Origin of the sequence: Stutzerimonas stutzeri (genome assembly GCF_024448695.1) — a bacterium.
Taxonomy (GTDB): domain Bacteria; phylum Pseudomonadota; class Gammaproteobacteria; order Pseudomonadales; family Pseudomonadaceae; genus Stutzerimonas; species Stutzerimonas stutzeri_T.
Window position 1 is genome coordinate 17,103 of record NZ_JAMOHY010000026.1, and the last position, 26,596, is coordinate 43,698.

The 26,596-nt window shown below is 59.3% G+C and carries 18 protein-coding genes and 1 pseudogene; all 19 read left to right on the forward strand.

Going from position 1 to position 26,596, the window contains the following annotated elements; genetic code table 11:
- Positions 1–10: 10 nt before the first annotated feature.
- The 19 genes and pseudogenes from tssH (at position 11) to NAV32_RS15185 (ending at position 26,412) form a co-directional block, all read left to right on the forward strand.
- The gene (gene tssH / locus NAV32_RS15095) at positions 11–2,620 is read left to right on the forward strand and encodes a type VI secretion system ATPase TssH (RefSeq protein ID WP_272890302.1); all 2,610 of its coding nucleotides are present in this window, start codon (positions 11–13) and stop codon (positions 2,618–2,620) included.
- A 10-nt stretch (positions 2,621–2,630) separates the two neighbouring features.
- Positions 2,631–4,142: a sigma-54 interaction domain-containing protein gene (locus NAV32_RS15100; protein ID WP_256053633.1), complete on the forward strand. Its 1,512-nt coding sequence runs from the start codon at positions 2,631–2,633 to the stop codon at positions 4,140–4,142.
- Between the two features lie 17 nt (positions 4,143–4,159).
- Positions 4,160–6,106: pseudogene (locus NAV32_RS15105) on the forward strand (type VI secretion system tip protein VgrG); the annotation flags it as partial.
- Between the two features lie 563 nt (positions 6,107–6,669).
- Positions 6,670–7,089, forward strand: coding sequence for a hypothetical protein (locus tag NAV32_RS15110; protein WP_256053619.1), 420 nt, complete (start codon positions 6,670–6,672; stop codon positions 7,087–7,089).
- Positions 7,086–8,015: a DUF4123 domain-containing protein gene (locus tag NAV32_RS15115; RefSeq protein ID WP_256053620.1), complete on the forward strand. Its 930-nt coding sequence runs from the start codon at positions 7,086–7,088 to the stop codon at positions 8,013–8,015. The genes NAV32_RS15110 and NAV32_RS15115 overlap by 4 nt, the downstream gene beginning before the upstream one ends.
- A 316-nt stretch (positions 8,016–8,331) precedes the next feature.
- Positions 8,332–9,069, forward strand: a complete 738-nt coding sequence (locus NAV32_RS15120) for a hypothetical protein (protein WP_256053621.1) — start codon at positions 8,332–8,334, stop codon at positions 9,067–9,069.
- Between the two features lie 6 nt (positions 9,070–9,075).
- Positions 9,076–11,241, forward strand: coding sequence for a lipase family protein (locus NAV32_RS15125; protein ID WP_256053622.1), 2,166 nt, complete (start codon positions 9,076–9,078; stop codon positions 11,239–11,241).
- 77 nt (positions 11,242–11,318) lie between these two features.
- On the forward strand, positions 11,319–11,453 hold the full coding sequence (locus NAV32_RS15130; protein WP_167144038.1) for a type VI secretion protein: 135 nt from the start codon (positions 11,319–11,321) through the stop codon (positions 11,451–11,453).
- Positions 11,454–11,472: 19 nt separating this feature from the next.
- On the forward strand, positions 11,473–12,669 hold the full coding sequence (gene tagH / locus NAV32_RS15135; protein ID WP_256053623.1) for a type VI secretion system-associated FHA domain protein TagH: 1,197 nt from the start codon (positions 11,473–11,475) through the stop codon (positions 12,667–12,669).
- A gap of 5 nt (positions 12,670–12,674) precedes the next feature.
- A complete protein-coding gene (tssJ, locus tag NAV32_RS15140; protein WP_256053624.1) occupies positions 12,675–13,157 on the forward strand; it encodes a type VI secretion system lipoprotein TssJ in 483 nt (160 codons plus the stop codon).
- A gap of 3 nt (positions 13,158–13,160) precedes the next feature.
- A complete protein-coding gene (tssK, locus tag NAV32_RS15145) occupies positions 13,161–14,492 on the forward strand; it encodes a type VI secretion system baseplate subunit TssK (RefSeq protein ID WP_160086100.1) in 1,332 nt (443 codons plus the stop codon).
- Positions 14,493–14,494: 2 nt separating this feature from the next.
- Positions 14,495–15,376: a type IVB secretion system protein IcmH/DotU gene (icmH, locus tag NAV32_RS15150; protein WP_256053625.1), complete on the forward strand. Its 882-nt coding sequence runs from the start codon at positions 14,495–14,497 to the stop codon at positions 15,374–15,376.
- Positions 15,373–18,912: a type VI secretion system membrane subunit TssM gene (gene tssM, locus NAV32_RS15155; protein ID WP_256053626.1), complete on the forward strand. Its 3,540-nt coding sequence runs from the start codon at positions 15,373–15,375 to the stop codon at positions 18,910–18,912. Before icmH ends, tssM begins: the two co-directional genes overlap by 4 nt.
- The gene (locus NAV32_RS15160) at positions 18,912–19,640 is read left to right on the forward strand and encodes a PP2C family protein-serine/threonine phosphatase (protein ID WP_256053627.1); all 729 of its coding nucleotides are present in this window, start codon (positions 18,912–18,914) and stop codon (positions 19,638–19,640) included. Before tssM ends, NAV32_RS15160 begins: the two co-directional genes overlap by 1 nt.
- A gap of 10 nt (positions 19,641–19,650) precedes the next feature.
- The gene (locus NAV32_RS15165; protein WP_256053628.1) at positions 19,651–20,646 is read left to right on the forward strand and encodes a serine/threonine-protein kinase; all 996 of its coding nucleotides are present in this window, start codon (positions 19,651–19,653) and stop codon (positions 20,644–20,646) included.
- A gap of 57 nt (positions 20,647–20,703) precedes the next feature.
- Positions 20,704–22,752 (forward strand): type VI secretion system tip protein TssI/VgrG, encoded by a 2,049-nt coding sequence (gene tssI / locus NAV32_RS15170; protein ID WP_256053629.1) that lies wholly within the window; start codon positions 20,704–20,706, stop codon positions 22,750–22,752.
- A 37-nt stretch (positions 22,753–22,789) separates the two neighbouring features.
- Positions 22,790–25,183, forward strand: coding sequence for a M23 family metallopeptidase (locus NAV32_RS15175; protein ID WP_256053630.1), 2,394 nt, complete (start codon positions 22,790–22,792; stop codon positions 25,181–25,183).
- Positions 25,180–25,734 carry an XAC2610-related protein gene (locus NAV32_RS15180; RefSeq protein WP_256053631.1) on the forward strand — a complete coding sequence of 185 codons (555 nt, stop codon included), beginning with the start codon at positions 25,180–25,182 and terminating at the stop codon, positions 25,732–25,734. Before NAV32_RS15175 ends, NAV32_RS15180 begins: the two co-directional genes overlap by 4 nt.
- Before the next feature lie 132 nt (positions 25,735–25,866).
- Complete coding sequence (locus NAV32_RS15185) at positions 25,867–26,412, forward strand: hypothetical protein (protein WP_256053632.1); 546 nt, start codon at positions 25,867–25,869, stop codon at positions 26,410–26,412.
- The last annotated feature ends 184 nt before the right edge of the window (positions 26,413–26,596 follow it).

Genomic DNA, 26,596 nt, shown 5'->3' on the forward strand with positions numbered 1-26,596 from the left:
ATTGATGAAGATGATCAACGTCGATTTACAGCAACTGGTTCAAGCCCTCGACGCCGCCAGCAAACATGACCTGGAAACTGCTGCCGAACGCTGTGTCGTGCGCGGCGGCAGCAAAATTCTCGTCGAAGACTTGCTGCTCGGCCTGCTGGAGCGCCCCGAAGGCTTGCTCAGCCGCGCCCTGCAGGATGCCGAAGTAGATGCTGGCGAGCTGTCCCGGGCGCTGCAACCGCGCGGCGAACACAGCGAATCGCGCAACCCGGTATTTGCCACTGAACTGGTGCAATGGCTGCAGGACGCCCTGCTGGTCGCCAGCCTGGAACTCGGCCAGAGCCAGGTCGATGAAGCCGCGCTGATCCTCGCCCTGCTGCGCAACCCGATGCGCTATGCCGGCAGCCACTACCAACCCTTGCTGGCCAAGCTGAATGCCGAGCGCCTGCGTGAATTTGCCATGGCCCAGCAACCGCAAACGGCGGCAGGCAAGCCCGCGCCCGGCGGCGAGTCGAACCTGTCGCGCTTCACCCACAACTTCACCCAGCAAGCACGCGACGGCAAGCTTGACCCGGTGCTGTGTCGTGACGGCGCAATCCGCCAGATGATCGACATCCTCGCGCGCCGGCGTAAAAGCAACCCGATCGTGGTCGGTGAAGCCGGTGTTGGTAAAACCGCCATCGTCGAAGGACTGGCCCTGCGTATCGCTGCCGGCGAAGTGCCGGATGCACTCAAAGGTGTCGAACTGCTGTGCCTGGACCTCGGCCTGCTGCAAGCCGGTGCCAGCGTTAAAGGTGAGTTCGAGCGCCGCCTGCAGGGCGTGATCGATGAAGTCAAAGGCTCGCCCAAGCCGATCATCCTGTTTATCGATGAAGCCCACACCCTGATCGGTGCCGGTGGTCAGGCCGGCAGCGGCGACGCCGCCAACCTGCTCAAGCCCGCCCTGGCGCGTGGCGAGCTGCGCACCATCGCCGCCACCACCTGGAGCGAATACAAGAAGTACTTCGAGAAGGACCCAGCCCTGGCCCGGCGCTTCCAGCTGGTGCAGCTGCATGAGCCAACGGTCGATGAAGCCGTGACCATCCTGCGTGGCCTGGCACCGGTGTATGAAAAGAGCCACGGCATCTACCTGCGTGACGACGCGGTGGTCGCTGCCGCCGAACTGTCCGCGCGCTACCTGGCTGGCCGCCAGCTGCCGGACAAAGCCGTCGATGTACTCGACACCGCCTGCGCCCGTGTACGCATCAGCCTGGCCGCAGCCCCAGAAGCGCTGGAGCGTCTGCGCGGCGAAATCGCCGAAGGTGAGCGGCAGAGCGAGGCCATGGGCCGCGATATGGAAGCCGGCCTGAACATCGACAGCGACATTCTCGAACAGCTCGAAGCACGCCTGAGCCAGGCCCGCACCGAACTGGAGCAGATCGAAACCCGTTGGGCAGTGCAGCGCGAACTGGCCGAACGTTTGCTGGAATTGCGCAAGCAATGCGCCAGCCTGCGTCAGAATCCTAGCGAAGCCGAAGCTGAAGACAGTGACAGTCAGGCCGTGCAGCTGGAGCAACTGGAAGGCGAACTACGCGCCGTGCAAGCCGAGCTGGCCAGCGCTCAGGTGAATGAGCGCCTGGTCAGTTTCGAAGTCTGCCCGCGTCTGGTAGCGGAAGTGATCAGCCACTGGACCGGCGTGCCGCTGAGCCAGCTGGCCCGCGAACACAACAGCAAGGTGCTGACCTTCGCCAGCGACCTGCGCCAGCGCGTACGCGGCCAGGAGCAAGCCATCGCGGCACTGGACCGCTCGATGCGCGCCACCGCCGCCGGCCTCAATCGCGCCGATGCGCCGGTCGGCGTATTCCTGCTGGTCGGCCCCAGCGGCGTCGGTAAAACCGAAACCGCGCTGGCCCTGGCGGATCTGCTGTACGGCGGCGAGCGCTTCCTCACCACCATCAACATGTCTGAATTTCAGGAGAAGCACACCGTTTCCCGCCTGATCGGCGCGCCGCCCGGCTACGTCGGCTATGGCGAAGGCGGCATGCTCACCGAAGCCGTGCGGCAGAAGCCCTATTCGGTGGTGCTGCTCGATGAAGTGGAAAAAGCCGATCCGGACGCTATGAACGTCTTCTATCAGATCTTCGACAAGGGCGTGGCCAACGACGGCGAAGGCCGCGAGATCAACTTCCGCAACTGCCTGATTCTGATGACCAGCAACCTCGCCAGCGAGCGTATCGCCAGCCTCTGTCAGGGCGGCCAGCGCCCGGATGCAGAAGATCTGGAACAGGCGATTCGCCCAACCCTGACTCAGCACTTCAAGCCGGCGCTGCTCGGCCGCATGCGCGTGGTGCCGTACTACCCGATCAATGGCGAGGTGCTCAACGAGCTGGTCGGCCTCAAACTCGCGCGTTTTAGCGAGCGCCTGCAGCGCCGTCAGCTGCAGTTCAGCCATTGCCCGGCGCTGCTGGAAAACCTCGCCGAGCGTTGCAGCCACAGCGACAGCGGCGCCCGCCTGATCGATCACCTGATCGACCAGCACCTGCAACCGCTGGTGGTCGACCGTCTGCTCGACGCCATGGCCAGCGGCGAAAGCCTGCAACGCGTACACGCCACCCTGGACGGCGAAGGGACGGTGGTCTGTGAGTTCGCTTAACGTGTCGCTGATGTTCAGCCAGGTGCCGCAGCCACTGCGCTATGCCGAAGCGCTGTTGCAACGCTTCGCCACGCTGGCCCGCGCGGCCAACTGCGACGCCCTGCTCGGCGGCCTGGTGGAAAGTGCCGCGCAGCTGTCCGGCAGCGAACTGAGCCAGCTGTACCTGCTCGACGACACCCACACGCGCCTGACCCTGTCTGCCGAATGGCAGGACGGCCTGCTGCAGCCACGCGCGGACGCCAGCCTGTCCAGCGACTACGACGGCGAACAGCTGCTGCAATACTGCCTGTGCCAGAACCAGACGCTCAGCCTCAATGAACTGGACAGCAGCTTGCACCAGACCGGCTTCCTCCCCGAGGCACAAAAACCCTGGCGCAGCCTGCTGTGTCAGCCGCTGCTGGATGAACAGAAAGGCGTCACCGGCCTGCTGCTGATTGCCAGCCAGCGCTCGCGGGAGCTACAGGGTTTTGCCGACTCACTTGGCCATCTGGGCAGCTTTGTTGTCGCCCAACTGCACCTGCTGCAGCGCCTGCGTTCGCCGCGCAGCGAGCAGCCGGTTGCCGTGGTCAGCACGCCCTGCGCCAGCGGCTATGGCCTGATTGGCGACAGCCCGGCGATGCGCAGCGTCTACCAGCTGATCAGCAAAGTGCTGCACAACCCGGTCAGCGTTTTGCTGGCGGGCGAAACCGGCACCGGCAAGGAGCTGGTGGCCCGCGCCATCCACGATTGTGGTTTCCGCCGCAGCAAAGCCTTTGTCGTGCAGAACTGCGCCTCGCTGCCGGAAAATCTGCTGGAAAGCGAACTGTTCGGCTACCGCAAAGGCGCCTTCAGCGGCGCCGACCGCGATCATCAGGGCCTGTTTGATGCGGCCAATGGCGGCACCCTGTTCCTCGATGAAATCGGTGATATGCCGCTGAGCCTGCAAGCCAAACTGCTGCGCGTATTGCAGGAAGGCGAAGTACGCCCGCTGGGCTCCACTGCCACACACAAGGTCGATGTACGCATCGTCGCCGCCACCCACCACAACCTGCGCAACCTGGTGGAAGAAGGCCGTTTCCGCGAAGACCTGTTCTATCGCCTGGCGCAGTTCCCCATCGAGCTGCCGGCCCTGCGTGAACGCGATCAGGACATTCTCACCCTGGCGCGCTACTTCGCCGACAAGGCCAGCAGCTTTCTGCAGCGCAACCCATGCCGCTGGGCCGACAGCACCCTCGATCACCTAGCCCGCTACCCCTTCCCCGGCAATGTGCGCGAGCTCAAAGGCCTGGTCGAACGCGCCGTACTGCTGTGCGAAGGCGGCGAGCTGCTGCCGGAACATTTCGACCTGCGCCAGGCCGGCAACAACGATGACCCCGGGATGAACCTGCGCGAACGCATGGAGCGCGTCGAACGCAGCCTGCTGCTCGACTGCCTGCGCAAGAACCGTGGCAACCAGACCAGCGCCGCCTGCGAACTCGGCCTGCCGCGCCGCACCCTGCTGTACCGCATGCAGCGGCTGAATATCAGCCCGGCTGACGTGTAAGGCTTAAGGAGAAGAGCATGTTCAACGCCGCCAATCAGACCCATTTCAGCCTGAGCATCGAAGGTGCCAGCCACGATCTGCAGGTGCTCGAATTTACCGGCCGTGAAGCCATCAGCCAGCCGTTCGTATTCGAGCTGGAGCTGATCAGCGAGCGCCCCGATCTCGATCTGGAAAGCCTGCTGCACCAGCCGGCCTTCCTCGCCCTTAGCCCCAGCGGCACCGGCATTCACGGCCTGATCTACCGTATCGCCCAGGGCAACTCCGGCCAGCGCCTGACCCGCTATCACGTGACCCTGCGCCCGCAGCTGGCCTACCTGGCGCACCGCATCAACCAGCGGATCTTCCAGCACCTGAGCGTAGAAAAGATCATCAGCCAGGTGCTCGAAGAACACGGCATCCAGAGCAATGCCTATACATTCCAGTTCGGTCCCAGCGTCTACCCAGAACGCGAATACTGCGTGCAGTACGACGAATCCGACCTGCACTTTATCCAGCGCCTGTGCGAGGAAGAAGGTATTCACTACCACTTCCAGCACAGCGAACAAGGCCATATGCTGGTGTTTGGCGATGACCAGACGGTGTTCCCGAAACTGGCGCCGACTGCGTACCAGCAGGATTCCGGTCTGGTCGCCGACGATCCGGTGATCAAGCGCTTTGCCCTGCGCCTGGAAACCCGCAGCAACCGCGTCACCCGCCGCGACTACAACTTCGAAAAACCCAAACTGCTGATGGAAGCGGCCTTCAACAGCGAGTTCCAGCCCGACCTTGAGGACTACGACTACCCCGGTAGTTTTGTCGAACGCGAGCGCGGCAAACACCTGGCCAAACGCAACCTGGAACGCCACCGCAGTGACTTTGAGTTGGCCACTGGCGAAAGCGACCAGCCGCTGCTGGTCAGCGGTCATTTCCTCAACCTCAGCGAACACCCGCGGGGAGACTGGAACCAGCTCTGGCTGCTGACGGAAATCCGCCACGAAGGCAAACAGCCGCAAGTACTGGAGGAATCCGTCACCAGCGATACCGCAGCTAACGACGGCTTCCAGCAGGGTTATCGCAACCGTTTTAGCGCCACGCCCTGGGATGTGCTGCATCGCCCTGCGCTGAAGCATCCAAAACCCAAGGTACTGGGCAGCCAGACCGCCGTGGTCACCGGGCCGGCGGGTGAAGAAATTCACTGCGACCAATACGGCCGCGTCAAAGTCCAGTTCCACTGGGACCGAGAAGCCCAAGGTGACGACCAAACCAGTTGCTGGCTGCGCGTGAGCTCCAGCTGGGCCGGCGATGGCTACGGCGCCATCGCCATCCCCCGCGTCGGCATGGAAGTGCTGGTGACCTTCCTCGAAGGCGACCCCGATCAGCCACTGGTTACCGGCTGCCTGTACCACGCCGAACACGTGGTGCCCTACGCCCTGCCGGCCAACAAGACCCGCAGCCTGTTCAAGACTCTGAGCAGCCCCGGCGGCGGTGGCTACAACGAGCTGCGCATCGAAGACAAGAAAGGCGTTGAACAGATCTATCTGCATGCCCAGCGCGACTGGGACGAAAACATCGAGAACGACCAGAAAATTCGCATCGGCAACCAGCGCCACGACACCGTCGAAGCCAACAGCTACAGCCAGTTCCTCGCCGAAGAACACCGCACCACCCACGCCGACCGCAAAGTGGAAACCCGCAGCAACGACCACCTCACGGTTGGTACGACCCAGCACGTAAAAGTCGGCGTCGGCCAGTTCGTCGAAGCCGGCAACGAAATCCACTACTACGCCGGCAACAAAGTGGTGATCGACGCCGGCATGGAACTCACCGCCAGCGGCGGCGGTAGCTTCCTCAAGCTTGATCCGGGCGGCGTCACGCTCAGCGGTGCAACCATCAAAATGAACTCGGGTGGTGCACCGGGCAAAGGCACGGGGATCGCGATTCTGCCGCTCACTATTCCGGGCGCGGCGGATCAGGATAAAGCCGGGGAAAAGCCTCAGCTCGCCTTGGCCAACGTCCAACTGCAGATGGCCCGCAAAGCACGTCAGATTGGTGCAAGTCGCTGCCCGATTTGCGAGGCCTGCCGGGACGGAATCTGCGCGGTACAACCGAAAGCATTAGCAGCATCACCCACCACTGCATTGGCACCAATAAGCTCTGCGGCACAACCTGCCACCGCATCCAACACTGCTGCATCTGCCACAAGCGGCCCTGGTAAGTGGGTCACGCAGGAAGTTGACTACGACGGCATGAGCAACACTTTAAAGATGTTTATGAACCGAGCTGGATCGATGGGCGATGAAGGCCGCGTCTTCGGTTCGGACGGCAAGGATTACCAGAACACGATCCGCACCATGATCCAGGCCTGGCAACCGCTAGAAGACAACGAGCAGCACCTTGCTGCCAGCTCGCTTATTCGTCGCTACGGCGAGGAGCGCAGGATCAAGCAGACCTATCTGGAAGGACAGGACGCCTGGCAAGTGTCAGGAAAGTCGTGGCACTGGCAGCCTGTCACCGCCAATACCGTTTATGAAAACAAGGATTCCGAAAAGTGATCAACGTACTGACGCGGGCAAATAAAACGCTGCTGATATGGGGGCTTCTGGATGCCTTCTATGTCGTCTGGTACAGCCTGACAAGCTGGAAAAGCGGACGTATCCCGTATATCAGCGACCTGTCCAACACCCTTACGCTTGGCGCTGAACTGGGTGCCGCCAATATGGCAGTGGCAGCCCTATCATGGCTCCTGCAGTTTTCCATCATCGTAAGCGCCGCGTTGTTCCTGTGCGGTTACCGATGGGCTCGCTATCTCGGCTTTGCGCAGATTCCGTTCCGCCTCCTGCTCGTATACCCATCTGTTTCGCTGATTCTCGTAGCAGGAGGCTACTGGTCAGATCATCAGATCATTCTGGTTGTCCTGGTTCTTGCCTCCGAAGCGCTGAAAACCTGGTCACTGTGGAGGCTTGCATGATGCAGGCAGAGCAAGCCCTTACTCCGGCAATCACTGCCTCCGACTGGATCGCCGAGCAGCTTGCCCAACAACGCGAACTGCTGCTGATCGTCGACCGCCTCGCCGAACCAGACCCGATCAAGGCTCTGTTCGGCGCGGACCTGATGCAGGACTACGTCAACCTCTACCAAGGCACCGAATTCGCCGATATGGCGGATTCCGGCCCCTGGCTCGTTCGGTTGCACAATCCTGATGCAGCATTTGTACAAACGCTGCTCGATACACCTGAGAGCGACTGGGGCTGGCTGGCCAGCGCAGTGCATATTGATCTGCCCGCCCTCAGCCAGCACTGGCGTGAACGCATATTGATTGATGAGCAAGAGCAACGTGCGCTTTACCGCTTTCAGGACAACCGCGTAATCGCCCGCCATCTTGCCGAACTCAGCGAGACGCAACGCCCCTTGCTGCTAGGGCCATTAAACAGCGCTCTATGTTGGGACGGCCAAGCCTGGCAAAGCATCCATAACCCGCGCCCTGACTTGTACCCGGCGCCCTTCAAAAAACCTTGGCAGGAGCTTGCCGAACCAGAGGCCGTCACCCAGGCAATCCAGCGCCATAACCTGGAGCAGTGGTTGTGGCAAAACCACTGCGTCGCAACCGCTCAGTTGGCAGAAACACAACTCTTGAGCAATTGGCTCGACACGCAACTTGCCCAAGCCAAAAGCTGGCGGTGGCAGTCGTTGGAACGCATTCAGTTTCTGCTGCGTTACCAACTCGATCCGGCCCTCGCTGCGCACCCTGCCTGGGCTCCCGTAGAGCATGAAACAGCGGATGCCCACTTCGCGCGCAGTAGCCGTGAGTTGGCGGCCTGCAAAGTTTTACGCAACGGAAATGCTGTGCAGCCAAGCACCAATCCATATCAAAGCTTAGAAGGGGAGTTAGTGTGAGCACTGTAATAAGAACTGGATTCTTAGTGGCAACTTTACTTTGCCTGACGGCTTGCGGAACTTTAATCGGAAGATCCGAAAGCACTGCCATAGAAAGTAATTATTACAAAGGAACACAAGGCAATCTTATGTTGTTAGGCCTGAATAACACGAACAAAGAAGCTAACGGCGCAACTGTAGCCTGCTGGATTATGGGGTATGTCCCGTAATCACATTAGTATCTTTGCCAATCGATATTTCGATCGACACATTGTTAGTTCCTTATGACGCTTTTAACTAGAACTTATGTTTGCCCGACTGCACGGAGTGAGTAGTAATGAGACGCCCCATTAAGGCACAGCATTTCCGCGCACTTTTAGGGCCTTGCTTACTTGGCCTCTCGCTTAGCGCATGCAGTTCACTCAACCCGCTGGGTGGTGAGAGCTTTACCTTGGAAGGCGAACTGCCGGCCGACTTCTCACTCAAGGCCCAGGCCCACTATGACGTGGCCAATGGTTGTGACGGTCGCAGCCAAGCCAAGTCGTTCGAAAGCGGCTTCCAGAGTGATCCGCAGCATTACCGTTTCAACATCCCGGTCAGCTATCGCGATGGACTATGTGAAATGCATTTGGCCAGGGTCGGGTTGTTTATCCATGGCCGCTATGGTGACAAAGACTGGCAGCAGACCTATGACAACGGTAACTTGGTGATAGTTGACAAACTCCCACAGGGTGCACCAGTTTTTCAGTCCAACGGCACGCTCACCAAGCAGGCTGAATGTACATGGTGGTTCCAGGTCAGCAAGCTCTACCTAGAACTATCGAAACTGCTGAACTGCAAGGGTGCAGGGGCGCATTTAGTACGCGAAGAGCTACCAGGTAAAACCGTCAAATTGGAGTTCCGGGTAAATCCGAAAGAAACCCCCTCTTACGACAGACGCTGGATAGAAATACCTGCAGGCTGGAAGCCCTGTCAAGAAACTGAAGCTTCTGAGCGCTGCCAGACGCCTCCTATTTTCAAGACTTTCAAAATGAACGGTCGCGAATGCACCGTTTACCCTAGCTGCACGGAGTAATCAGGGATGAATGACTCGACTAAGTCCAATAGGGATACAACGCTAGAATGCCCGTTTCGCCGCGATTGGGTCAGCTTTCGTCTGGTGAATGAGCATGGTGAAGGCCAGCCATATGCCGGTTTAGCCTATCTACTACATGATAGCCAAGGGCAAAAATATGAAGGTTTTTTGGATAGCGATGGATACGCAAAAATCGAGGATTTCTACTGCGGCCCGCCCGTATTGTCCTTCATTGCCGGCTACGGCGGAGGAGAGAAATGGTACGAGCATTTTGCTGATCGTAAAGCCTTCAAGCTGCCACTAACGGCACTACAAGTAGCCGCCGAACAATCCCCAACCGGACCTCGCCATTCTGATGGCAGAACTTATCTGGCAGAAGAACGGGCAGCACGAGAAAATGCCCGCTTTCTTCGGGTTGAAGTCAGTGACTTTGCCGAAGCCACCAAGCACCTGCCGGACACTGATAACGACTGGGCTCCACGTCCATCGGCTCCACTTAAGCAGAACGCAGGGCTAGCAAAAGATCAGCCAGGTGCGGCCCTGAAACCCAATCTGCACCATGTGTTGGAAGTGAAGGCGCTGCGGGCTTATAGCCCGTTGCTCTCAAGCAGCAAAGACTTCTGCGCATTGAATGCTTACCACTTGGCGGTGATGAGTGCGCTTGTCTATGCACCCTTCGACAAACCTAAGGTATTTGGTAAGTCCTATACCTCATCCCCTCCCCCATATGCGCAGGCTGGCACCATCGGCCATGTGCTGCGCGAGCAGTTGGCGCGCCAGGTCAAACCCAGCCGTTTCAATGACGCCCAGTACCATCTGCTCTGCGAAGAGGTGCCCTACTCTAGGCGACTGGAAATTATGCCGCATGATCCAGAGCGTTATAGCGCAGAGGCCGAAAAAGGCTGGAAAAAACCCGAAGACGTGCACTTTCTCTATCACGAAGACTCGGAGACCCAGGCATTTATCACCCATAGCGACAAGCTGGTCTTGATTACACTACGCGGCACCCAGGAAACAGCCGATATTCTTCGCGATCTGGATGCCCGACAGGTGCCCTATGCAGCAGGCAACGGTCAGGCACATCGCGGATTTCATGATGCATTCCTGGCTGCAAAGACCTTTGCTCAGCGCTACCTAGAAGCTTTCTATACAGGCGAACAAACCCTGATCGTCTGCGGCCATAGCCTGGGTGGTGCCATTGCTCTGTTGCTAGCTGAATGGCTGAGGCGCTTACCATCTGCACCTAACGTCATTTTGTACACCTTCGGCTCTCCCCGCGCAGGCGACCGGGCCTTTGTTCAAAGCGCCGCAGCCCTGACTCACCACCGCCTGGTCAACCATAACGATCCGATACCAGGTGTGCCGTTCACTTGGATGGATGCCGAGTGGAAGCTCGCCTTACCCGGCACAGTTGCGCTGTTCAGCTCACCACTTGTGGGCATCGCATTGTTGCTGGGCGGGCTGCTGAACCTGCGTGGCGATCCTTACGAGCATCACGGCGAACAACGCCATTTTATGCCGCGCAAACCGAATGCCGGCAGTGAAACCGCGATTCTCTGGCAGCCAGGCTGCGCACTGATCGACGAGCAGGCCTGTGCAAGCTATGCCGGCGCAGTGGACCTTGAAAACGATATGCCCAAGCGCAAATCGCTGATTGGTCAGGCGCTCTCTGCGGCTGAACACTCCAGCGATGGCGGTTATAGCCGCTCAATGCTGACCACCCTGCTGCGCTGGAATGCCAGTGTTGAGCAGCGTAATGGCGCGTTATTCACCTCAGAAGAGATGCAAGACATTCAGACCCAGGTGCTGCAGGTCGAACAGCAGCTGGCCAATTGGCAGCCACACAGCTTTGTCGAATTCCGCCGTGAAACACGTCTGCGGCATGACACGCGCTTTTACAACAAGTCGGATCTGGAGTTACGCCAGCTCTATCAAGAAGGCATAACTCTGGCACGCCAACTCAGCAACGAGCAGCGCGAGGCGCTGATACGCGCACGCAATCGTTTGCTCAATCAGGCGCATCGACCACTGACTCGTGAAGACGTTTTCGGCGATCTATCCCAACGCGCCGATCTTGCAGAGCTGGTCAGCGAATGGCGTGCGATAAACGAAAATACGCAAGCTGAAAAGCTGGCCAAGATTCCGTCATCAGAAGGGCGTGCCTATGCGTAACAGCGTCGATGACATCAACGACAGCCAGCCCCGAAACCTCGAAAATCGTCCCGCTTCAACTAGATAAGGACCGTCTTATGCACCGCTACACAGCTACTGCCGCCCTGCTCGCCCTGGCTCTATGCCTCACCGCCTGCAGCGGCAATTACAAGTTCAACGATGACGAATATCGCCCCCTGGGCGAACCGCAAGCAGTGAAACGCGGCAACTGACCGCAAGGAGTTAACAACCATGGAACTGGTCTTCGATGTGGTCAGTGCACAGCAGTTCGTGCCAGGTCTATTGACCACCAAAACCTTCAAGCAAGCCGGCGGCATTATTGGGCGGGCGGAGGAATGCGACTGGGTGATTCCGGATCGCAAGCGTGTGCTGTCCAGCCGGCATGCCGAGGTGAGCTATCGCAATGGCTCCTTCTACCTGACCGATACCAGCAGCAATGGCATTCAACTGAAAGACAGCGGCGCCAGCCTGCGCAAGGGCGAGGCCCAGCGTATCGAGCATGGCAGCGTGTATTGCTTCGGTGACTTCGAGATTCGCGCGCGGCTGATTCAGGACCCGGCGCTGTTTGCCGGCGATATCGGCCGTGCGCAGCCGGCCGGCAGCATCATCCCGGACGACGCCTTTCTCGATCTCGACCCGATGACCGCCCTTGATCAGCAGGAGCGCGTGTATGCCGAGGTCGATGACCTGACGGCGATTCTGCGCCCGCATAACGTGCAGGCTCAGCAGCGCGATTACGCGCAGATCGATGAAGAAAACTTACTGGTGCCTGCGCTGGTGATGCCAACGCCAGAGCCGCAGCCCAAGCGTGCACCGGAACCGGTACGCCTGCCGCCAACCTTCTGGGAAAAGTTCGGCGAAGCCCTCGGGGTCAAAATCGATGACCTCGATGACGATGCCCGCGAAGCCCTGGCCATCCACAGCGCCAAGCTGCTCAAGCAGAGCATCGGCAGCCTGCAGCAAAGCCTGCGTACCCGCAGCGAGCTGAAGAACGAGCTGCGCCTGGCCCTGACCACCGTGCAAAGCGCCGGTAACAACCCGCTCAAGCACACCGCCGACAGCAGTGAAGCGCTGAGCGCTCTGCTGCGTGGTGGCAAGGCCGGGCAACTGAGCGCCGAGCAGACCATCAGCCGCAGCTTCCGTGATCTGCAAGCGCACCAGGTGGCGCTGCTCGCCGCCAGCCGTGCAGCGGTCAAGGGCATGTTCGAGCAGCTGTCTCCGGAGCAGCTGAGCCTGCGGTTCGAGCGTGAAGGCCGCAAGCCGCTGATCGCTACCGCCGGCAGCCGCTGGCGTGCCTACCGTCGCCTGCACAGCGCTCTCGAGCAGAACGACGACTGGAGCGACCGCCTGTTCGCTCGCGACTTCGCCAACACCTACGAAGAACAGGTTCGCCTGATCGCCACCCTCAACAACGACGTTCAAGGATGATCTCCATGCACCGTTTCACCTGCCTGGCCCTGTTGGCCGCCCTGCTCAGCCTGACTGGCTGCGCGGCGCTTTCGCCCTATTCGGATATGACCAAGCTCGACCTGACCCTCAACGGTAGCGATGAGCTCAACCCGGACCTAAATGGCCGCCCTTCGCCGATCGTCCTGCGCCTGATCGAGCTGAAGCACCCGGTCGCCTTTGAAACCGCCGATTTCTTCTCGCTCTACCAGCGCCCGAAAGAAGCCCTGTCGCCGGATATGGTGGTGCTCGAAGAGCTGGAACTGCGCCCGGGCGAGCAACGCGAAATGAAGCTTTCGCTACAGCCGGGCAGCCGCTATGTCGGCGTACTGGCGGCCTACCGCGATCTGCCGGAAAGCAACTGGCGCGTGGTCATCCCGCTGCAGGAGCGCGAGCGTAACTACAGCGTGCTGACCCTTGATGCCCTGGGCATCAAGGCCCAGGACGACATCAACAAGGAAGGGAAATAAGCCATGGCCATGCATAAAGTGGTCTGGCAGGAAGGCATGCTGCTGCGCCCGCAGCACTTCCAGCAGAACGACCGTTACTACGACTACCAACTGAAAACCCGCACGCAGAAGCTCGACAGTTACGCCTGGGGCTTTTTCGAGCTGGAGATCGACCGCCAGTTCCTCAATATGGGCAAGCTGGTGGTGAGCAAGGCCAGCGGCATTCTGCCCGATGGCACCCTGTTCGATATCGGTGCCGAACGCGAGCCGCTGGCCCTCGACGTGCCGCCGAACACCGGCAACACCCCGGTCTACCTGGCCCTGCCACTGGTCACCGGCAACCATATCGAGAGCCGCCGCCCGGAGCAGCAGGACGTGCTGGCGCGCTTTACCGCTTTCGATGAGGAAGTAACCGACTCCAACGCTGGCGACAGCGCCTCCAGCCAGGTCAGCTGTGGCCGGCCGGATTTCCGCCTGCTGCTCGGCGAGCAACAGAGCGACCAGGCCTACGTCAAATTGCAGCTGTGCGACGTGCTCGACACCACCCCGGACGGGGTGATCAGCATCGATCCGGAATTTATTCCGACCTACGTCAACTTCCAGGCTTCCGGCTACCTGCTGAGCTGCCTCAAGGAAGTGATCAGCATGCTCGCCCACCGGGGCGACATTCTGGCCGAACGTATTCGCGCCACCGGCAAGGTCGGCGGAGCGGAAGTCGGCGATTTTATGATGCTGCAACTGATCAACCGCTTCGAACCGGTGCTGCGCCATTACCTGGGCATCGAGCAAGTACACCCGGAACAGATCTACCGCGAGTTGCTCGGCCTGCTCGGCGAGCTGGCGACCTTCTCCAGCGAGATCAAGCGCCCACGCCTGGAAGGCCGCTATCTGCACAGCGACCAGGGCGTGAGCTTCCGCAAGCTGATGGATGCGATCCGCCAGGTGCTGTCGATGGTGCTGGAACAGCACGCCATCGAAATGCTCCTGCAACAGCGTCAATACGGCATTCAGGTGTCGCCGCTGCACGACCACAAGCTGCTCGCCACCTCCACCTTCGTCCTCGCCGCCAGCGCCCAGTGCGACTCGGAAGAGCTGCGCCAGCGCCTGCCGGCGCACCTCAAGGTCGGCCCGGTGGAGCAGATTCGCCAGTTGGTCAACCTGCACCTGCCGGGGATCAAGGTCAAACCCATGCCGGTGGCCCCACGGCAGATCCCCTTCCACTCGGGGAAAACCTACTTCGCCCTGGAACTGGGCTCCGAAGAACTGGCGCAGCTGGAACGCTCCGGCGGCTTCGCTTTCCACGTGTCCGGCGAGTTCTCCGGGCTTGAGATGAAATTCTGGGCGATCAGGAATTGATGATGACCACCAAGGAAATGGAATACGGCCAGGACGACAAAACGGTCATCCTCAACCGCAAAGGTGATGCCCCCGCGCACAGCCCGCTGACTGACTTCGCCGCGCCGCCGAAATTCGAGCAGCTGGAAGAGCGGATGATCTACGCCGCACGTCTGCGCCCGGCTGAGAGCTTCAATATCAGCCTCAACCCGCTGGTCGCAGCCGCCGCCACCCTGCTCTCGGAAGTGGTGCGCCTCAAACACAGCTTCGACAGCGAAGACATGCACGCGCTCAACCAGCGCCTGGCCAGCGCCATCAAGCTGTTCGAGCACCGCGCCCTGCATGAAGGTGCGGAAAGCAGCCAGGTGATGGCCGCCCGTTACGTGCTCTGCACCGTGGTCGATGAGGCCGTGGTGACCACGCCGTGGGGCAACGAGAGCGAATGGTCGCAAATGAGCCTGCTGTCCTCGTTCCACAACGAGACCTTCGGCGGCGAGAAATTCTTCCAGCTGCTCGAGCGCCTGTCGCGCAACCCGGTCAAGCACCTGCCGATGCTCGAGCTGATGTACCTGTGCCTGTCCCTCGGCTTCGAGGGCAAGTACCGCGTGCTGCCGCGCGGCATGCTTGAACTGGAAGCGGTACGCGACAGCCTGTATCGGCAGATCCGCCAGATGCGCGGTGACGTACCACGTGAGGTTTCGCCGCACTGGCAGGGTCTGAAAGACACCCGCAGGCGCCTGGTGCGCATCGTGCCGTGGTGGCTGGTGGCGCTGTTCACCCTGGTGTGCCTGGTGGTGATGTATGGCGGTTTCGCCTGGGTACTGGGCGAGCAGCGCGAAACTATTTTGCAGCCGTTCGAGCAACTCGACCCGTCTGCGGGTGTAAGCATGGATGATCTGAAATGAAGAGTTTTTTCGGCAAGTTAGCCGCATTTTTCCGCAAGACCTGGGTCTGGAGCCTGTGTCTGGTATTGGTTCTGGCACTGCTGATGTGGTTTGTCGGCCCGCTGCTGGCGGTCAACGATTACAAGTTCTGGGAATCGGCCACCAGCCGCCTGCTGAGCATCAGCCTGCTGTTCCTGATCTGGGGCCTGGCCATGGTGTTCGCCAGCTGGAAGGCCACCGCCCGCAAGAAGGCCGAGGAAGACGATGCCGACGCCCAAGAGCGCCTGCGCCGCGAAGGCCTGATCAACGAAGAGCAGAGTGAGCTGCGCAACCGTTTCAAGCTGGCCTTGCATACCCTCAAACGTTCCAGCCTGTACCGTGGTCGCAGCGAGAAATGGCGCAACGAGCTGCCCTGGTACCTGCTGCTCGGCCCACAGGGCAGCGGCAAGACCAGCCTGCTGGATTTCTCCGGACTGGATTTCCCGCTCAACCGCGCGGATCAGCAACGCCTGACCAAGGACGTTTTCGGCACCCGCTATGCCGACTGGTATTTCGCCGACCACGCGGTGCTGATCGACACCGCCGGGCGCTACCTGACCCAACCTGACCCGGCCATCGACAGCCGCGCCTGGGACACCCTGCTGGGCCTGCTGCGCAAGCGCCGTGCACGTCCGCTAAACGGCGTGCTGGTCAATATTCCGGTCGAGCAGCTGCAAGGCGGCAGCGAGGTCGAACTGGAAAACCTCGCCCGTCAGACTCGTCAGCGTCTGCAGGATATTCACCAGCGCCTGGGTGCCGATGTACCGGTGTACCTGGTCCTGAGCAAAGCCGACAAAGTGCTCGGCTTCGATGAATTCTTCGACCAGCTGTCACGCGAAGAAAGCGATCAAGTGCTGGGGGCTAGCTTCCGCAAAGAGCAGAACGCCACCGACGTGCAGGTGATTCGCCAGGAGTTCGAAGAGCTGCTGCGCCGCCTCAACAGCCAGGTGATCCTACGCATGCACCAAGAGCGCGACACCCAGCGCCGTGGCCGCATCCTCGATTTCCCTCACCAGTTGGGCCTGCTTGGCGAGCGTCTGTGCCTGTTCAGCGAGCTGGCCTTTAGCGGCAACCGCTACCAGCGCGCTAGCCAGCTGCGCGGCTTCTACCTGACCAGCGCGCCGGAACTGAACGACCAGCTCGACCCGAGTACCAGCAGCATCGGCCGCAACCTGGGCCTGTCCAGCAGCGCCCTGCCGACCTTCCGCACCGGTCGTGCACGCTTTATCAATCACCTGCTCAGCCGAGTGATCTTCCCCGAAGCCGACCTTGCCGGCCTCGACCAGAAGGAAGTGCGGCGTATCGACTGGGGCCAACGTGCCATGTACGCCACAGCGCTGGTGGTGCTCGGCGTATTCGGCCTGGTCTGGGCGGGCGGTTTCTCTGGTAACCATGGCCGCCTGGAACAACTGCGCGACCTGGCCCAGCAACTGACTCAGCAGCACGGTAGCCTGAGCGTTCAGGATGACGCCCTGCGCACCCTCAAGGCGCTGGATCACAGCTATGCCGCGACCCAGGTATTCCCGCCAAAAGGTGACGTGTCCTATCTGCAACGCGGCGGTCTGTATCAAGGTGAAAAAGTCGACCCAACGCTGCAACAGGCCTACCGCGGCGAACTGGAAAACCTGCTGCTAAGCCGCGTAGGCCGCCAGTTGGAAGCGCAAGTGCGCGCCAACCTGAATGACCGTGATCGCCTGCTCAACAGCCTGCGCGCCTACCTCATGCTTAATCTGGAAGAACGCCGTGACAAAGCCTTCCTGCAGGAGTGGCTGGCGGCAGACTGGTCGCTGCGCTACGCCGGCAATAGCACAGGTCAACGCGGCCTGAACGGGCACTTCGAGCGCCTGCTGTCCGAGTCGTTCGCGCCCTACTCGCTGAATCAACCCCTGGTCGCCCAGGCCCGGCAGATCCTGCGCAGCGAATCGCTGGCCAATGTGGTTTACCGCATGCTCCGCGAAGAAGCGCGCAGCCTGCCGGACTACCGCCTGAGCCAGAAACTCGGCCCGCAGGCCGCTCTGTTCGCCGGCAGCGACTACGCCATTCCGGGCTTCTACACCCAGGTTGGCTACCAGAAAACTTTCACCGCTAAAGGCGCTGACCTGGTGCGCGAACTGCTGCGCGACAATTGGGTACTTGGCGAAGGCGACACCCTTAGCGCGGGCGACCTTAGCCGGCTGCTGGTGGAAATGGAGCAGCTGTACTTCCGCGATTACGCTAATTACTGGGGCGAAGCCCTGGCGCAACTGTCGCTGGACCCGATCGGCAGCACCGGCCAGGGTGCCCTGCAACTGGCCGGCCTGACCGCCGCCAATTCACCGTTGCTGCAACTGCTGGTGGAAGTGCGCGACAACACCCGCTTCAAAGGCCTGGCCGAAGCCGCCGATGATGCCGGCGCCGCCGCCGAAGCGTTGGAAGGCGCCAAGGGCAAGCTGGGTAAAGTCGCCAAGCTCGCCGGTGCTGCCGCCGAACAGGCGCAAGCGGCACTGGTGAAAAACCTGCCGGACACCGCGCGGAAAACCCTGGAGCGCCGCTTCGAACCGCTGCACCGCCTGCTTGATGAAAACGGCGGTGCCGGCCCGGAACTGGCCAGCACTCTGCAGGCGCTGGATGCTCTGCAACTGCAACTGGCCAGCCTGGCGCATGCCAGTGCACCGGAGCAGGCTGCGTTCGAACTGGCCAAGGCGCGCATGGCCGGCCAGCGTGATGCGATCAACCAGGTGCGCAGCAATGCCGCGCGCCTGCCGCAACCGGTCGGCAACTGGCTCGGCCTGCTCGCCGAAGACAGCTGGATGCTGGTGCTCAACGACGCCTACCACTACCTCAACCAGCGCTATAAGAGCGAGCTGTATGCCGCCTATGACGGCTCGTTAAAGCAGCGTTATCCGTTCAGCGCCCACAGCGAAAGCGACGTGGCGATTGCCGATTTCCGCGAGTTCTTCAAGGCACAGGGAATTGCCGAGCGCTTCTTCGACAACTACCTCAAGCCGTTCGTCAGTGGCACCGCCGGCCAGTACCAACTGCGCCGTGTCGATGGCCGTGGCCTGCCGTTGTCACGCGAGTTTTTGCTGCAGATGAGCCACACCCAGACCATCCGCCGCAGCTTCTTCGCCGAGAACCCCAACGAGCCGAAAGTGCTGTTCAAGCTCGAACCCTACTCGCTGGATTCCAGCCTGGGCCGCGCCGACTTCCGCTTCGGCAACCAACAGATGGAATACCGCCACGGGCCAATCGTGCAGACCGCTTTCAGCTGGCCGGCCGAAGCCAATGAAGGGCGCACCAGCCTGGTGGTGGAAGAACTCGGCGGGCGCAAAGTCGGTATCGAGAAGAACACCGGCCCCTGGTCGCTGTTCCGCCTGCTCGACCTGATGAGCGTGGACTACCACAGCGGCCGCGACGTGCTGATGCTCAAGGCCGACCTCGGCGGCCTGCGCGCCAACTACCTGTTGCACAGCCAGCGCTCGCCGAACCCGTTTGACCTGGACCAGCTGCGCAGCTTCAAACTGCCGGCCACGCTCTGATGCAGGCGGTTGCCAACCTCTGGCGCAGCGCTGCGCGTACCGACACCGGCAAGGTGCGGGCGCGCAACGAGGATGCCTTTCTGGCCCTGCCGGAACAGGGCATGTGGGTAGTTGCCGACGGCATGGGCGGGCACCAGAACGGTGCCCTGGCCAGCCGCTTGATTGTCGAGCAGTTGGCCGAGCCGAGCGGGGGTGATTTGCCGCAGCGTCTGGATGAGCTGCGCAAGCGCCTGCACGCGCTCAACCGTCGCCTGGGCCAGGAGCTGACGGTCACCGCCGCCCATCCCGACCCGGTGATCGGCAGCACGGTAGTGGCATTGCTGATCGAAGGTGACCGCGCCGCCTGCGTGTGGGCAGGCGACAGCCGCTGCTACCTGTGGCGCGGCAGTCGGCTGTATCAGCTCAGCCGCGATCACTCGCTGCTGCAGCAACTGATCGATGAACAGCAATTGAGCCCCAGTGAGGCCGCTCGGCATCCGGCAGCGCACGCCTTGACCCGTGCCATCGGTGCCAGTGACGAGCTGAAGCTGGAAATTCTCGAACTGGATGTGCTGCCTGGCGATGCCTTTCTGCTGTGCAGCGATGGCCTGTACCAAGGCGTGTCCGTCGACGACCTCGGCGCGGCGCTAAACCTGCCATCGCCACAGCTGACCCTGAATCGTTTATTCCAGCAGGCGCTCGACGGCCCGGCGCGGGACAACCTGAGTGCGGTGGTAATCCGCCGATGAGGACTCACGGATGAGTGAACAGCTGCTCGACGATCTGCCGCTAGCCAGCAGCCCGGCCAGCGACCTGACCTACTTCGCCCTGGCCGCGACGGCTGCCAAACCAGCGGCGCAAGCCCCGCGCGAAGTACTCAGCGAACTGCCGGAGGTGCTCGGCGGCCGCTACAAGATCGAGCGCCTGCTCGGCGTCGGTGGCATGGGCGCGGTGTATCGCGCCCATGATCTGTTGCGCGAACAGTTCGGTGATCCTGAGCCCTATGTGGCCCTGAAAACCCTCAGCGATGACTTCGCCGAATACCCGGACGCCAACGCGCTGCTGTACAGCGAGTTCGCCCTCACCGCGCGGCTTAATCATCCGCATGTGGTGCGCCTGTTCGGCTTCGAGGTAGATGTGCAGAGCCAGCGCGCCTTCCTCACCCTGGAGCTACTCAAGGGCCTGACGCTTGATCAGCTGCTCAGTGAACGTCCCGAGGGCCTGCCTTGGAGCAAGCTACAGGACATCGCCATCGCCCTGCTCGATGCTCTGAGCTATTCACACAGCCTCAGCGTACTGCATGGCGACCTGAAACCTAGCAATGTGATGCTCGCCGAAGACGGCTTGCGCCTGTTCGATTATGGTCTCGGCCAGTCCGTGGAAGGGCTGCTCCCCGGCCTGCCGCGCCTGTGCCGCAACCGTTTTAGCGCCTGGACGCCGCGCTACGCCGCCCTGGAATTGCTCGACGGTGCGCCGCTGACCGCCGCTGCCGATGTCTATGCCCTGGCCTGTGTGCTGTATGAGCTGGCCAGCGGGCGCCACCCGTTCAGCCGGCAGAGCGCCAAACAGGCCAAGGCCATGGAGCTGGATAAACAGCTGCAACGCCCCGAGCAGTTACCGGCGCATTGCTGGCCCGCCCTGCGCACCGCGCTGGCATTCGATGAAGCGCAGCGCCACATCAGCTGCGCACAGTTGCTTGAGGTATTTCGTCAGCCCGTGCCCAGCGGTTGGCGACGCTGGTTGCGGCGCAGTTGAACGCAGCACGCGCGGATCAGCAGCATCAATGGATGATTTTTTAACAAGGAAATGACTATGTTCAACCCGGCCAATGAAACCCACTTCAGCCTGAGCATCGAAGGCCTTGAGCACGACCTGCAAGTGCTCGAGTTCAGCGGCCGCGAAGCCATCAGTCAGCCCTATCGTTTCGAGGTGGAACTGATCAGCGAGAACGCCGAGCTGGATCTGCAGAGCCTGCTGCATCAACGCGCCTTTCTCGCTTTTACCCCAGACGGCCTGGGCATTCACGGCCTGATTTATCAGGTCGCCCAGGCCGAATCCGGCAAGCGCCTGACCCGCTACAAACTGAGCATCGTGCCGCAGCTGAGCTACCTGGCCCTGCGCACCAACCAGCGGATTTTCCAGCACCTGACGGTGCCGCAGATCGTTGCCCAGGTGCTGCAGGAGCACGGCATCGCCCTTGGTGGTTACCAGTTCCAGCTTGGCCCCACGGTTTACCCCAAGCGCGACTACTGCGTGCAGTACGACGAGAGCGATCTGCACTTCGTCCAGCGCCTGTGCGAGGAGGAAGGGATTCACTACCACTTCCAGCATAGCGAGCAGGGCCACGTGCTGGTCTTCGGTGATGACCAGAGCGCCTTCGGCAAACTCGGCCAGCCCACCGCCTACCTGCAGGACAACGGCATGACCGCCGATGAGCCGGTGATCAAGCGCTTTGCCGTGCGCCTGGAAACCCGTACCAGCCGCATCACCCGCCGCGATTACGACTTCGAGCAACCGCGCCTGCTGATGGAGGCCGCCTTCAAGGAAGATCGCGCCCCCGAGGCCAAGCCGCTGCCGGACCTTGAGGATTACGACTACCCCGGCCGCTTTGTCGACCGTGCGCGCGGCAAACACCTCAGCCAACGCCACCTCGAACGCCACCGCGCCGATTACCGCCTGGCCGAAGGCCGTGGTGACCAGCCGAAACTGCTCAGCGGGCACTTTCTCGAACTCTCCGACCACCCGCGCCAGGACTACAACGACCTCTGGCTGCTGCACGAGGTCATCCACCAAGGCAAACAGCCCCAGGTGCTGGAAGAGTCAGTCACCAGCCATACCGCCGCCAGCGATGGTTTCACCCAGGGCTACCGCAACCACTTCACCGCCACCCCCTGGGACGTGCCTTTCCGCCCGCCATTGACCCATCCAAAACCCAAGGTGCTCGGTAGCCAAACCGCCGTGGTTACCGGCCCCGCGGGTGAAGAAATCCACTGCGACGAATACGGCCGGATCAAGGTGCAATTCTTCTGGGACCGCGAAGGCCAGGCCGACGACAAAACCAGCTGCTGGCTGCGCGTGGCCTCCAGCTGGGCCGGTGATGGCTACGGCGGCATCGCCATCCCGCGCATCGGCATGGAAGTGCTGGTGACCTTCCTCGAAGGCGATCCCGATCAGCCGCTGGTAACCGGCTGCCTGTACCACGCCGAACACGTTGTGCCTTACGACCTGCCGGCGAACAAGACTCGCACCGTATTCAAAACCCTCAGCACACCGGGCGGTGGCGGTTACAACGAGCTGCGCATCGAAGACAAAAAAGGCGCCGAGCAGATCTACCTGCACGCCCAGCGCGACTGGGACGAAAACATCGAGCACGACCAGAAGATCCGCGTCGGCCACGAACGCCACGACACCGTTGAAGCCAATAGCTACACCGAGCTAAAAGCCGAAGAAAACCTGACGGTAAAAACCGAGCGCAAGGTCGAGGTCAGGCCCGACGACCACCTCACCGTCGGGCAGAACCAGCACATCAAACTCGGCACCGCCCAACTGACCAAAGCCGGCCGCGAAATCCACCTCAAAGCCGGGCAAAAAATGGTCATCGAAGCCGGCACCGAACTGACCCTCAAAGCCGGCGACAGCTTTATCAAACTCGACCCCGGCGGCATCACCCTCAGCGGCCCACTGGCCAAAATCAACGCCGGCGGCGCACCAGGCAAGGGCTCAGGGATCAAGGTCAAACCACCGGTACTGCCAGGGGCGGCGGATCGCGACAAAGCGGGGAGTTTGTTGGATGAGGCGTTGCTGAATACATCAACTAAACCCAACCCCGTTATTTCCAAGGACTATCCGTTCTCTCTTTAACGTCAGGACGATAAACACTAAGGATTAGGTACTCGCAATGCTGATCAGCCCACCTTTCATTCCCCGCACAATAGCCGGGGAAAATGACGATGCGTTTATCAACCGCGCCATGCTCGGCGGCATCCCAGGAGACGGCGCATTTCCTCTTAGCTTTGACTTGAATTGGCATGGCGGCATGCACCTTACCGCTCCCCGCGAAGGAACTTCCTCTCTCCCTGTAAGGGCAATTGCGGATGCCACCTTGGCCTATTTCCGCCAGCCCACAGAAGAAGCCAGCACCCCGGCGGATCATGGCCTGCGTTACCGCGATCAATGGACTGACAATGGCTGCATCGTCCTCAAACATGAGACGGAGATTGGTGAGGGCCCCCTCTCCACGGTGGTCTTCTACTCCGTCTATATGCACCTATCGAAGATCACCCTGACAAACCCAACCAAGGGTATGGCGGTCTACCGCAAGGACGCGATAGGAGAAGCTGGGCGAATCTATGGTCAGAACGACCGTATTCACTTCGAAATTGTTGCTGATCAGAGCCAAATCTCACATCTGATTGGCCGTAGCGAGAGAACACTCAACCATCAAGCCGGCAATGGTAGGACTGATAGCTGTTGGGGTGACATGTACTTCTTTGTTCCTCCGGAAGTACTGGTCTATGAAGCCCCACCCGCTAACCTGCGACAAGCTGAAAATAATGCACCGGTCGTCTATCGCTGTCCGGCCTTCCCCACTGGATTACCACCTGTGCAGGAAGGTGGTTCCTCCGAAAATGGAGTAGCAACAGAGCCCACGCCTCCAGTTCAAGGCTACGAGTGGGCAGTTGCCAATCAACTGCAGGAAGGCATCTTCGTGCGTATGCGCTATGAGCGCGGCCAATGCACCTTGACCTCATTTATGATCGGTGGCGAAGAGATTGGCGCGCATCAAGAGGTAGCCGATTACGAATACAACCTGTATCGAACTGCAACCAACCTCTACCCTCAGCGCCCCAGCGCCGGTTATGAACTGCTTCGCTTCGGCAGGGTTCTAGGGCCAGACACCCTGCAACCAGCAGATGCAGCCCACTGGCGGCAAATAGCACTCCCCGCCCAGGCAGGCGCCTCCCCCAGAACAGGGTGGGTAAACCTCAATGCCGCAACGGTCGCCAAGTTTAGTGACGCGGACTTCCCCCATTGGCAAGGCTGGCAATTGATCGACGACGACACCGACTCCGATAGCCATTACCAGTCGCCCTTCATTCGCAGCCTGTTGCGCTTGGATGACGGCAAGGTGGTGTCCGATCAGGTGGATGCAGTGAGCATTGCACTGTCACCTGCCTATGCCAGCCTATCGGAAGAAGAGAAGCTCAAACTCTCGGAGCGCTACGAACAAGAGCGCGCGCAAAACGAAGCGGCCTTACGAGACCCTGTCGCGCAAAATCAACTCAAGCGTTTTATCTGTAAGTTCCCGAGTGAATGGACCAAGAGCGATTTCGATACTCGCTATGGCTGGCTGAAAAAGGTGGCGCCCGGTGGGGCGTTATCTGAGGAAAGCTACAACCGACTCCGTAAGCATCACGAAGAATTGGCATTTTGGGAAGATGCGGCACTGGAGGGTATTGCAGCAAAGCATTGGCATTTCCCCCCCAGAGAGATAATTAGTTTGTTTAGAAAATGTGGGTGGTTAAGCGCACGTGAGCTGGCCCAATGCATTCCAAGAAAGGTAATTGAGCAAACGCGCAGTCAGGGGCAGACCGTTTACCCGCAATCCACTATTACTTGGAACACGGCTCTTACTAGGGCAAATAGATTTAGTATCCACCTGAATAAGATGTTGAGGAAATTCCTTGTATCATCTAGCAAAGATCGAATGAGTTATTTCCTTGCAAACTCAATTCAGGAAACAACTTATTTATCTAGGACTGCTGAAGGCGGCGGATCCACACTATCATATGCCCCTTGGTATGGCAGAGGCATGATGCAGTTAACTTGGGAAGAAAATTATAAGCGATATACAAAATTTAGGACCGGCTCAGAAATACCAACATTTCGTGAAGTACTTGAAACTGACTTAACTCATGCCGCCGAGAGCGCTGGATTCTATTGGGTAAGCACCGCTCGCCCGGTAAATAACTCACTTTGCCTTAGCAGATACGCAGACACATTTCCCACTCTACAAGTCCAAGAACTGGAAAATATCTGCACTAACTACAGCTACCCACAAAGACAGTGCCTGGCAGCATTGAGTGATATTAATTACTATGTTTGCCCGCAGTTGGAACCTGTTACCCGCGGAGTTAACACTGGGAACCCCACCGGCACGGGGGTAGTCAACGGACTAACACCACGACGTGTAGTATTCTCTAGCTGCTTGCTGACTTTATCTGAACACCACTTTCCTGAAAATGGTGGCATGTCTTTATTTCCCTCTATTGTGGATAGACAACTACCGTGAAAAATTATTTCATTTTTACAGTACTATTATTTTCAGCTCAGAGCGCTCTCGCAACGCAATGTATCTCTGGCGGCCAGCAGGTTGAGGTGCACAAGTGCAATAATGACATATTGTGCATCTCAAGAGATCGAACAGAAGAAGTGCCGGATGAAGGCTCTACCGAAGAAGACAAGGTCAGTTGCGTGGATGTTAACTTTGACGGAGAGCTTGATATTTTAGTTGAGCACCGACCAACAGGACAAGTTAAAATGTCGTCAGTCTTTATATTTGACAAGTCAGATGGGATTTACAAAAAAAATCAACCCCTAAGCGATATTCCATGCATCAAAATAGATGCTGATAAAAAATTAATTTCGGGCGAGTGTTTTTCCTCTAGCGCCTGTGACCGATGGAGTGAACAGTACAAAATCAGCGACAACTCGTTGGAACTTATCTCTACAAAAGGCACATATTGTGACCCCGCTACAGGAGATGCTTATAGTTACTTCGAGTCTTATGATAAGGGTAAGATAGTACAAAAGATCGTAGAGCCGTTAACTGAAGGTAAATAGCACACTACTAGGGGACCAAAAAAACAAAAAATGGACGCAAAAAAGGGACGGATTTATTTTTTAAGGCTGCATACTGGACAAATAAATCTGTCCCCTTTTCCCCTTTCCCCAAATACATAGGGGATCAAACAGATGCCTAACAGATATTTAATATACTTCTTATATTTTTTTAGCATTAACTCTTTAGCTAGCAGCCAGGAAGCCAACCTGGCATGCCAAGAAGCGGCCAATATTGATGGAAGAGAAGTGTCCCTTTCCACGAACGACTTGGAGTTTAAGATCAAGAATCCTAGGCGGGTGTGTGATTCAAATTTCACGTATGATCTGGTTGCTCTTCCTAATGAAAAGTGGATGATTACTTCATGGCCGACAGATGAGGAGCTAGGGCTTAATGCTCAGCGCGATTTATTTATCGCACCATCAAAAAAATCGGAAGCAATATATATTGGATCGATCCCTGTTGATGCAACTGCCATCAGTACGGGCACATACCAAAGCATTACTCAGCTAGGCGGGTCCATATATGAGACTGTGTATGTATTACATGAACCATCTATAAAAATCAAAAGCCCCAGCAGAGAATTTATTATTTCGGACACCGTCTGTGTTTACAAAGAGCAGAATGGCAGTGTATGCCAACACCTTACAGGAACGTTTGATGACCCTTTGTGCGTCTAAATTTACAATGGGAAAAAGATCTTGAAGGATCTATCTAATTGTTCTGAATTTTTCCGCAACGAATAAAAGTGAAAATTTTGAATGGACAAAAATGAGGGCTGATTTATTTACTGATTTCCCTCTGGAATGACGGCATCGAGCGCCGCGTAACGGGCATGATCCTGCTGCCCTACGACACGCCGCC

Excerpts from the sequence above, each read along its gene's own strand:
- tssH (WP_272890302.1), top strand. The coding sequence starts at position 11 with ATGATCAACGTCGATTTACAGCAACTGGTTCAAGCCCTCGACGCCGCC.
- NAV32_RS15100 (WP_256053633.1), top strand. The coding sequence starts at position 2,631 with ATGTTCAGCCAGGTGCCGCAGCCACTGCGCTATGCCGAAGCGCTGTTG.
- NAV32_RS15115 (WP_256053620.1), top strand. The coding sequence starts at position 7,086 with ATGATGCAGGCAGAGCAAGCCCTTACTCCGGCAATCACTGCCTCCGAC.
- NAV32_RS15120 (WP_256053621.1), top strand. The coding sequence starts at position 8,332 with ATGAGACGCCCCATTAAGGCACAGCATTTCCGCGCACTTTTAGGGCCT.
- NAV32_RS15125 (WP_256053622.1), top strand. The coding sequence starts at position 9,076 with ATGAATGACTCGACTAAGTCCAATAGGGATACAACGCTAGAATGCCCG.
- NAV32_RS15130 (WP_167144038.1), top strand. The coding sequence starts at position 11,319 with ATGCACCGCTACACAGCTACTGCCGCCCTGCTCGCCCTGGCTCTATGC.
- tagH (WP_256053623.1), top strand. The coding sequence starts at position 11,473 with ATGGAACTGGTCTTCGATGTGGTCAGTGCACAGCAGTTCGTGCCAGGT.
- tssJ (WP_256053624.1), top strand. The coding sequence starts at position 12,675 with ATGCACCGTTTCACCTGCCTGGCCCTGTTGGCCGCCCTGCTCAGCCTG.
- tssK (WP_160086100.1), top strand. The coding sequence starts at position 13,161 with ATGGCCATGCATAAAGTGGTCTGGCAGGAAGGCATGCTGCTGCGCCCG.
- icmH (WP_256053625.1), top strand. The coding sequence starts at position 14,495 with ATGACCACCAAGGAAATGGAATACGGCCAGGACGACAAAACGGTCATC.
- tssM (WP_256053626.1), top strand. The coding sequence starts at position 15,373 with ATGAAGAGTTTTTTCGGCAAGTTAGCCGCATTTTTCCGCAAGACCTGG.
- NAV32_RS15160 (WP_256053627.1), top strand. The coding sequence starts at position 18,912 with ATGCAGGCGGTTGCCAACCTCTGGCGCAGCGCTGCGCGTACCGACACC.
- NAV32_RS15165 (WP_256053628.1), top strand. The coding sequence starts at position 19,651 with ATGAGTGAACAGCTGCTCGACGATCTGCCGCTAGCCAGCAGCCCGGCC.
- tssI (WP_256053629.1), top strand. The coding sequence starts at position 20,704 with ATGTTCAACCCGGCCAATGAAACCCACTTCAGCCTGAGCATCGAAGGC.
- NAV32_RS15175 (WP_256053630.1), top strand. The coding sequence starts at position 22,790 with ATGCTGATCAGCCCACCTTTCATTCCCCGCACAATAGCCGGGGAAAAT.
- NAV32_RS15185 (WP_256053632.1), top strand. The coding sequence starts at position 25,867 with ATGCCTAACAGATATTTAATATACTTCTTATATTTTTTTAGCATTAAC.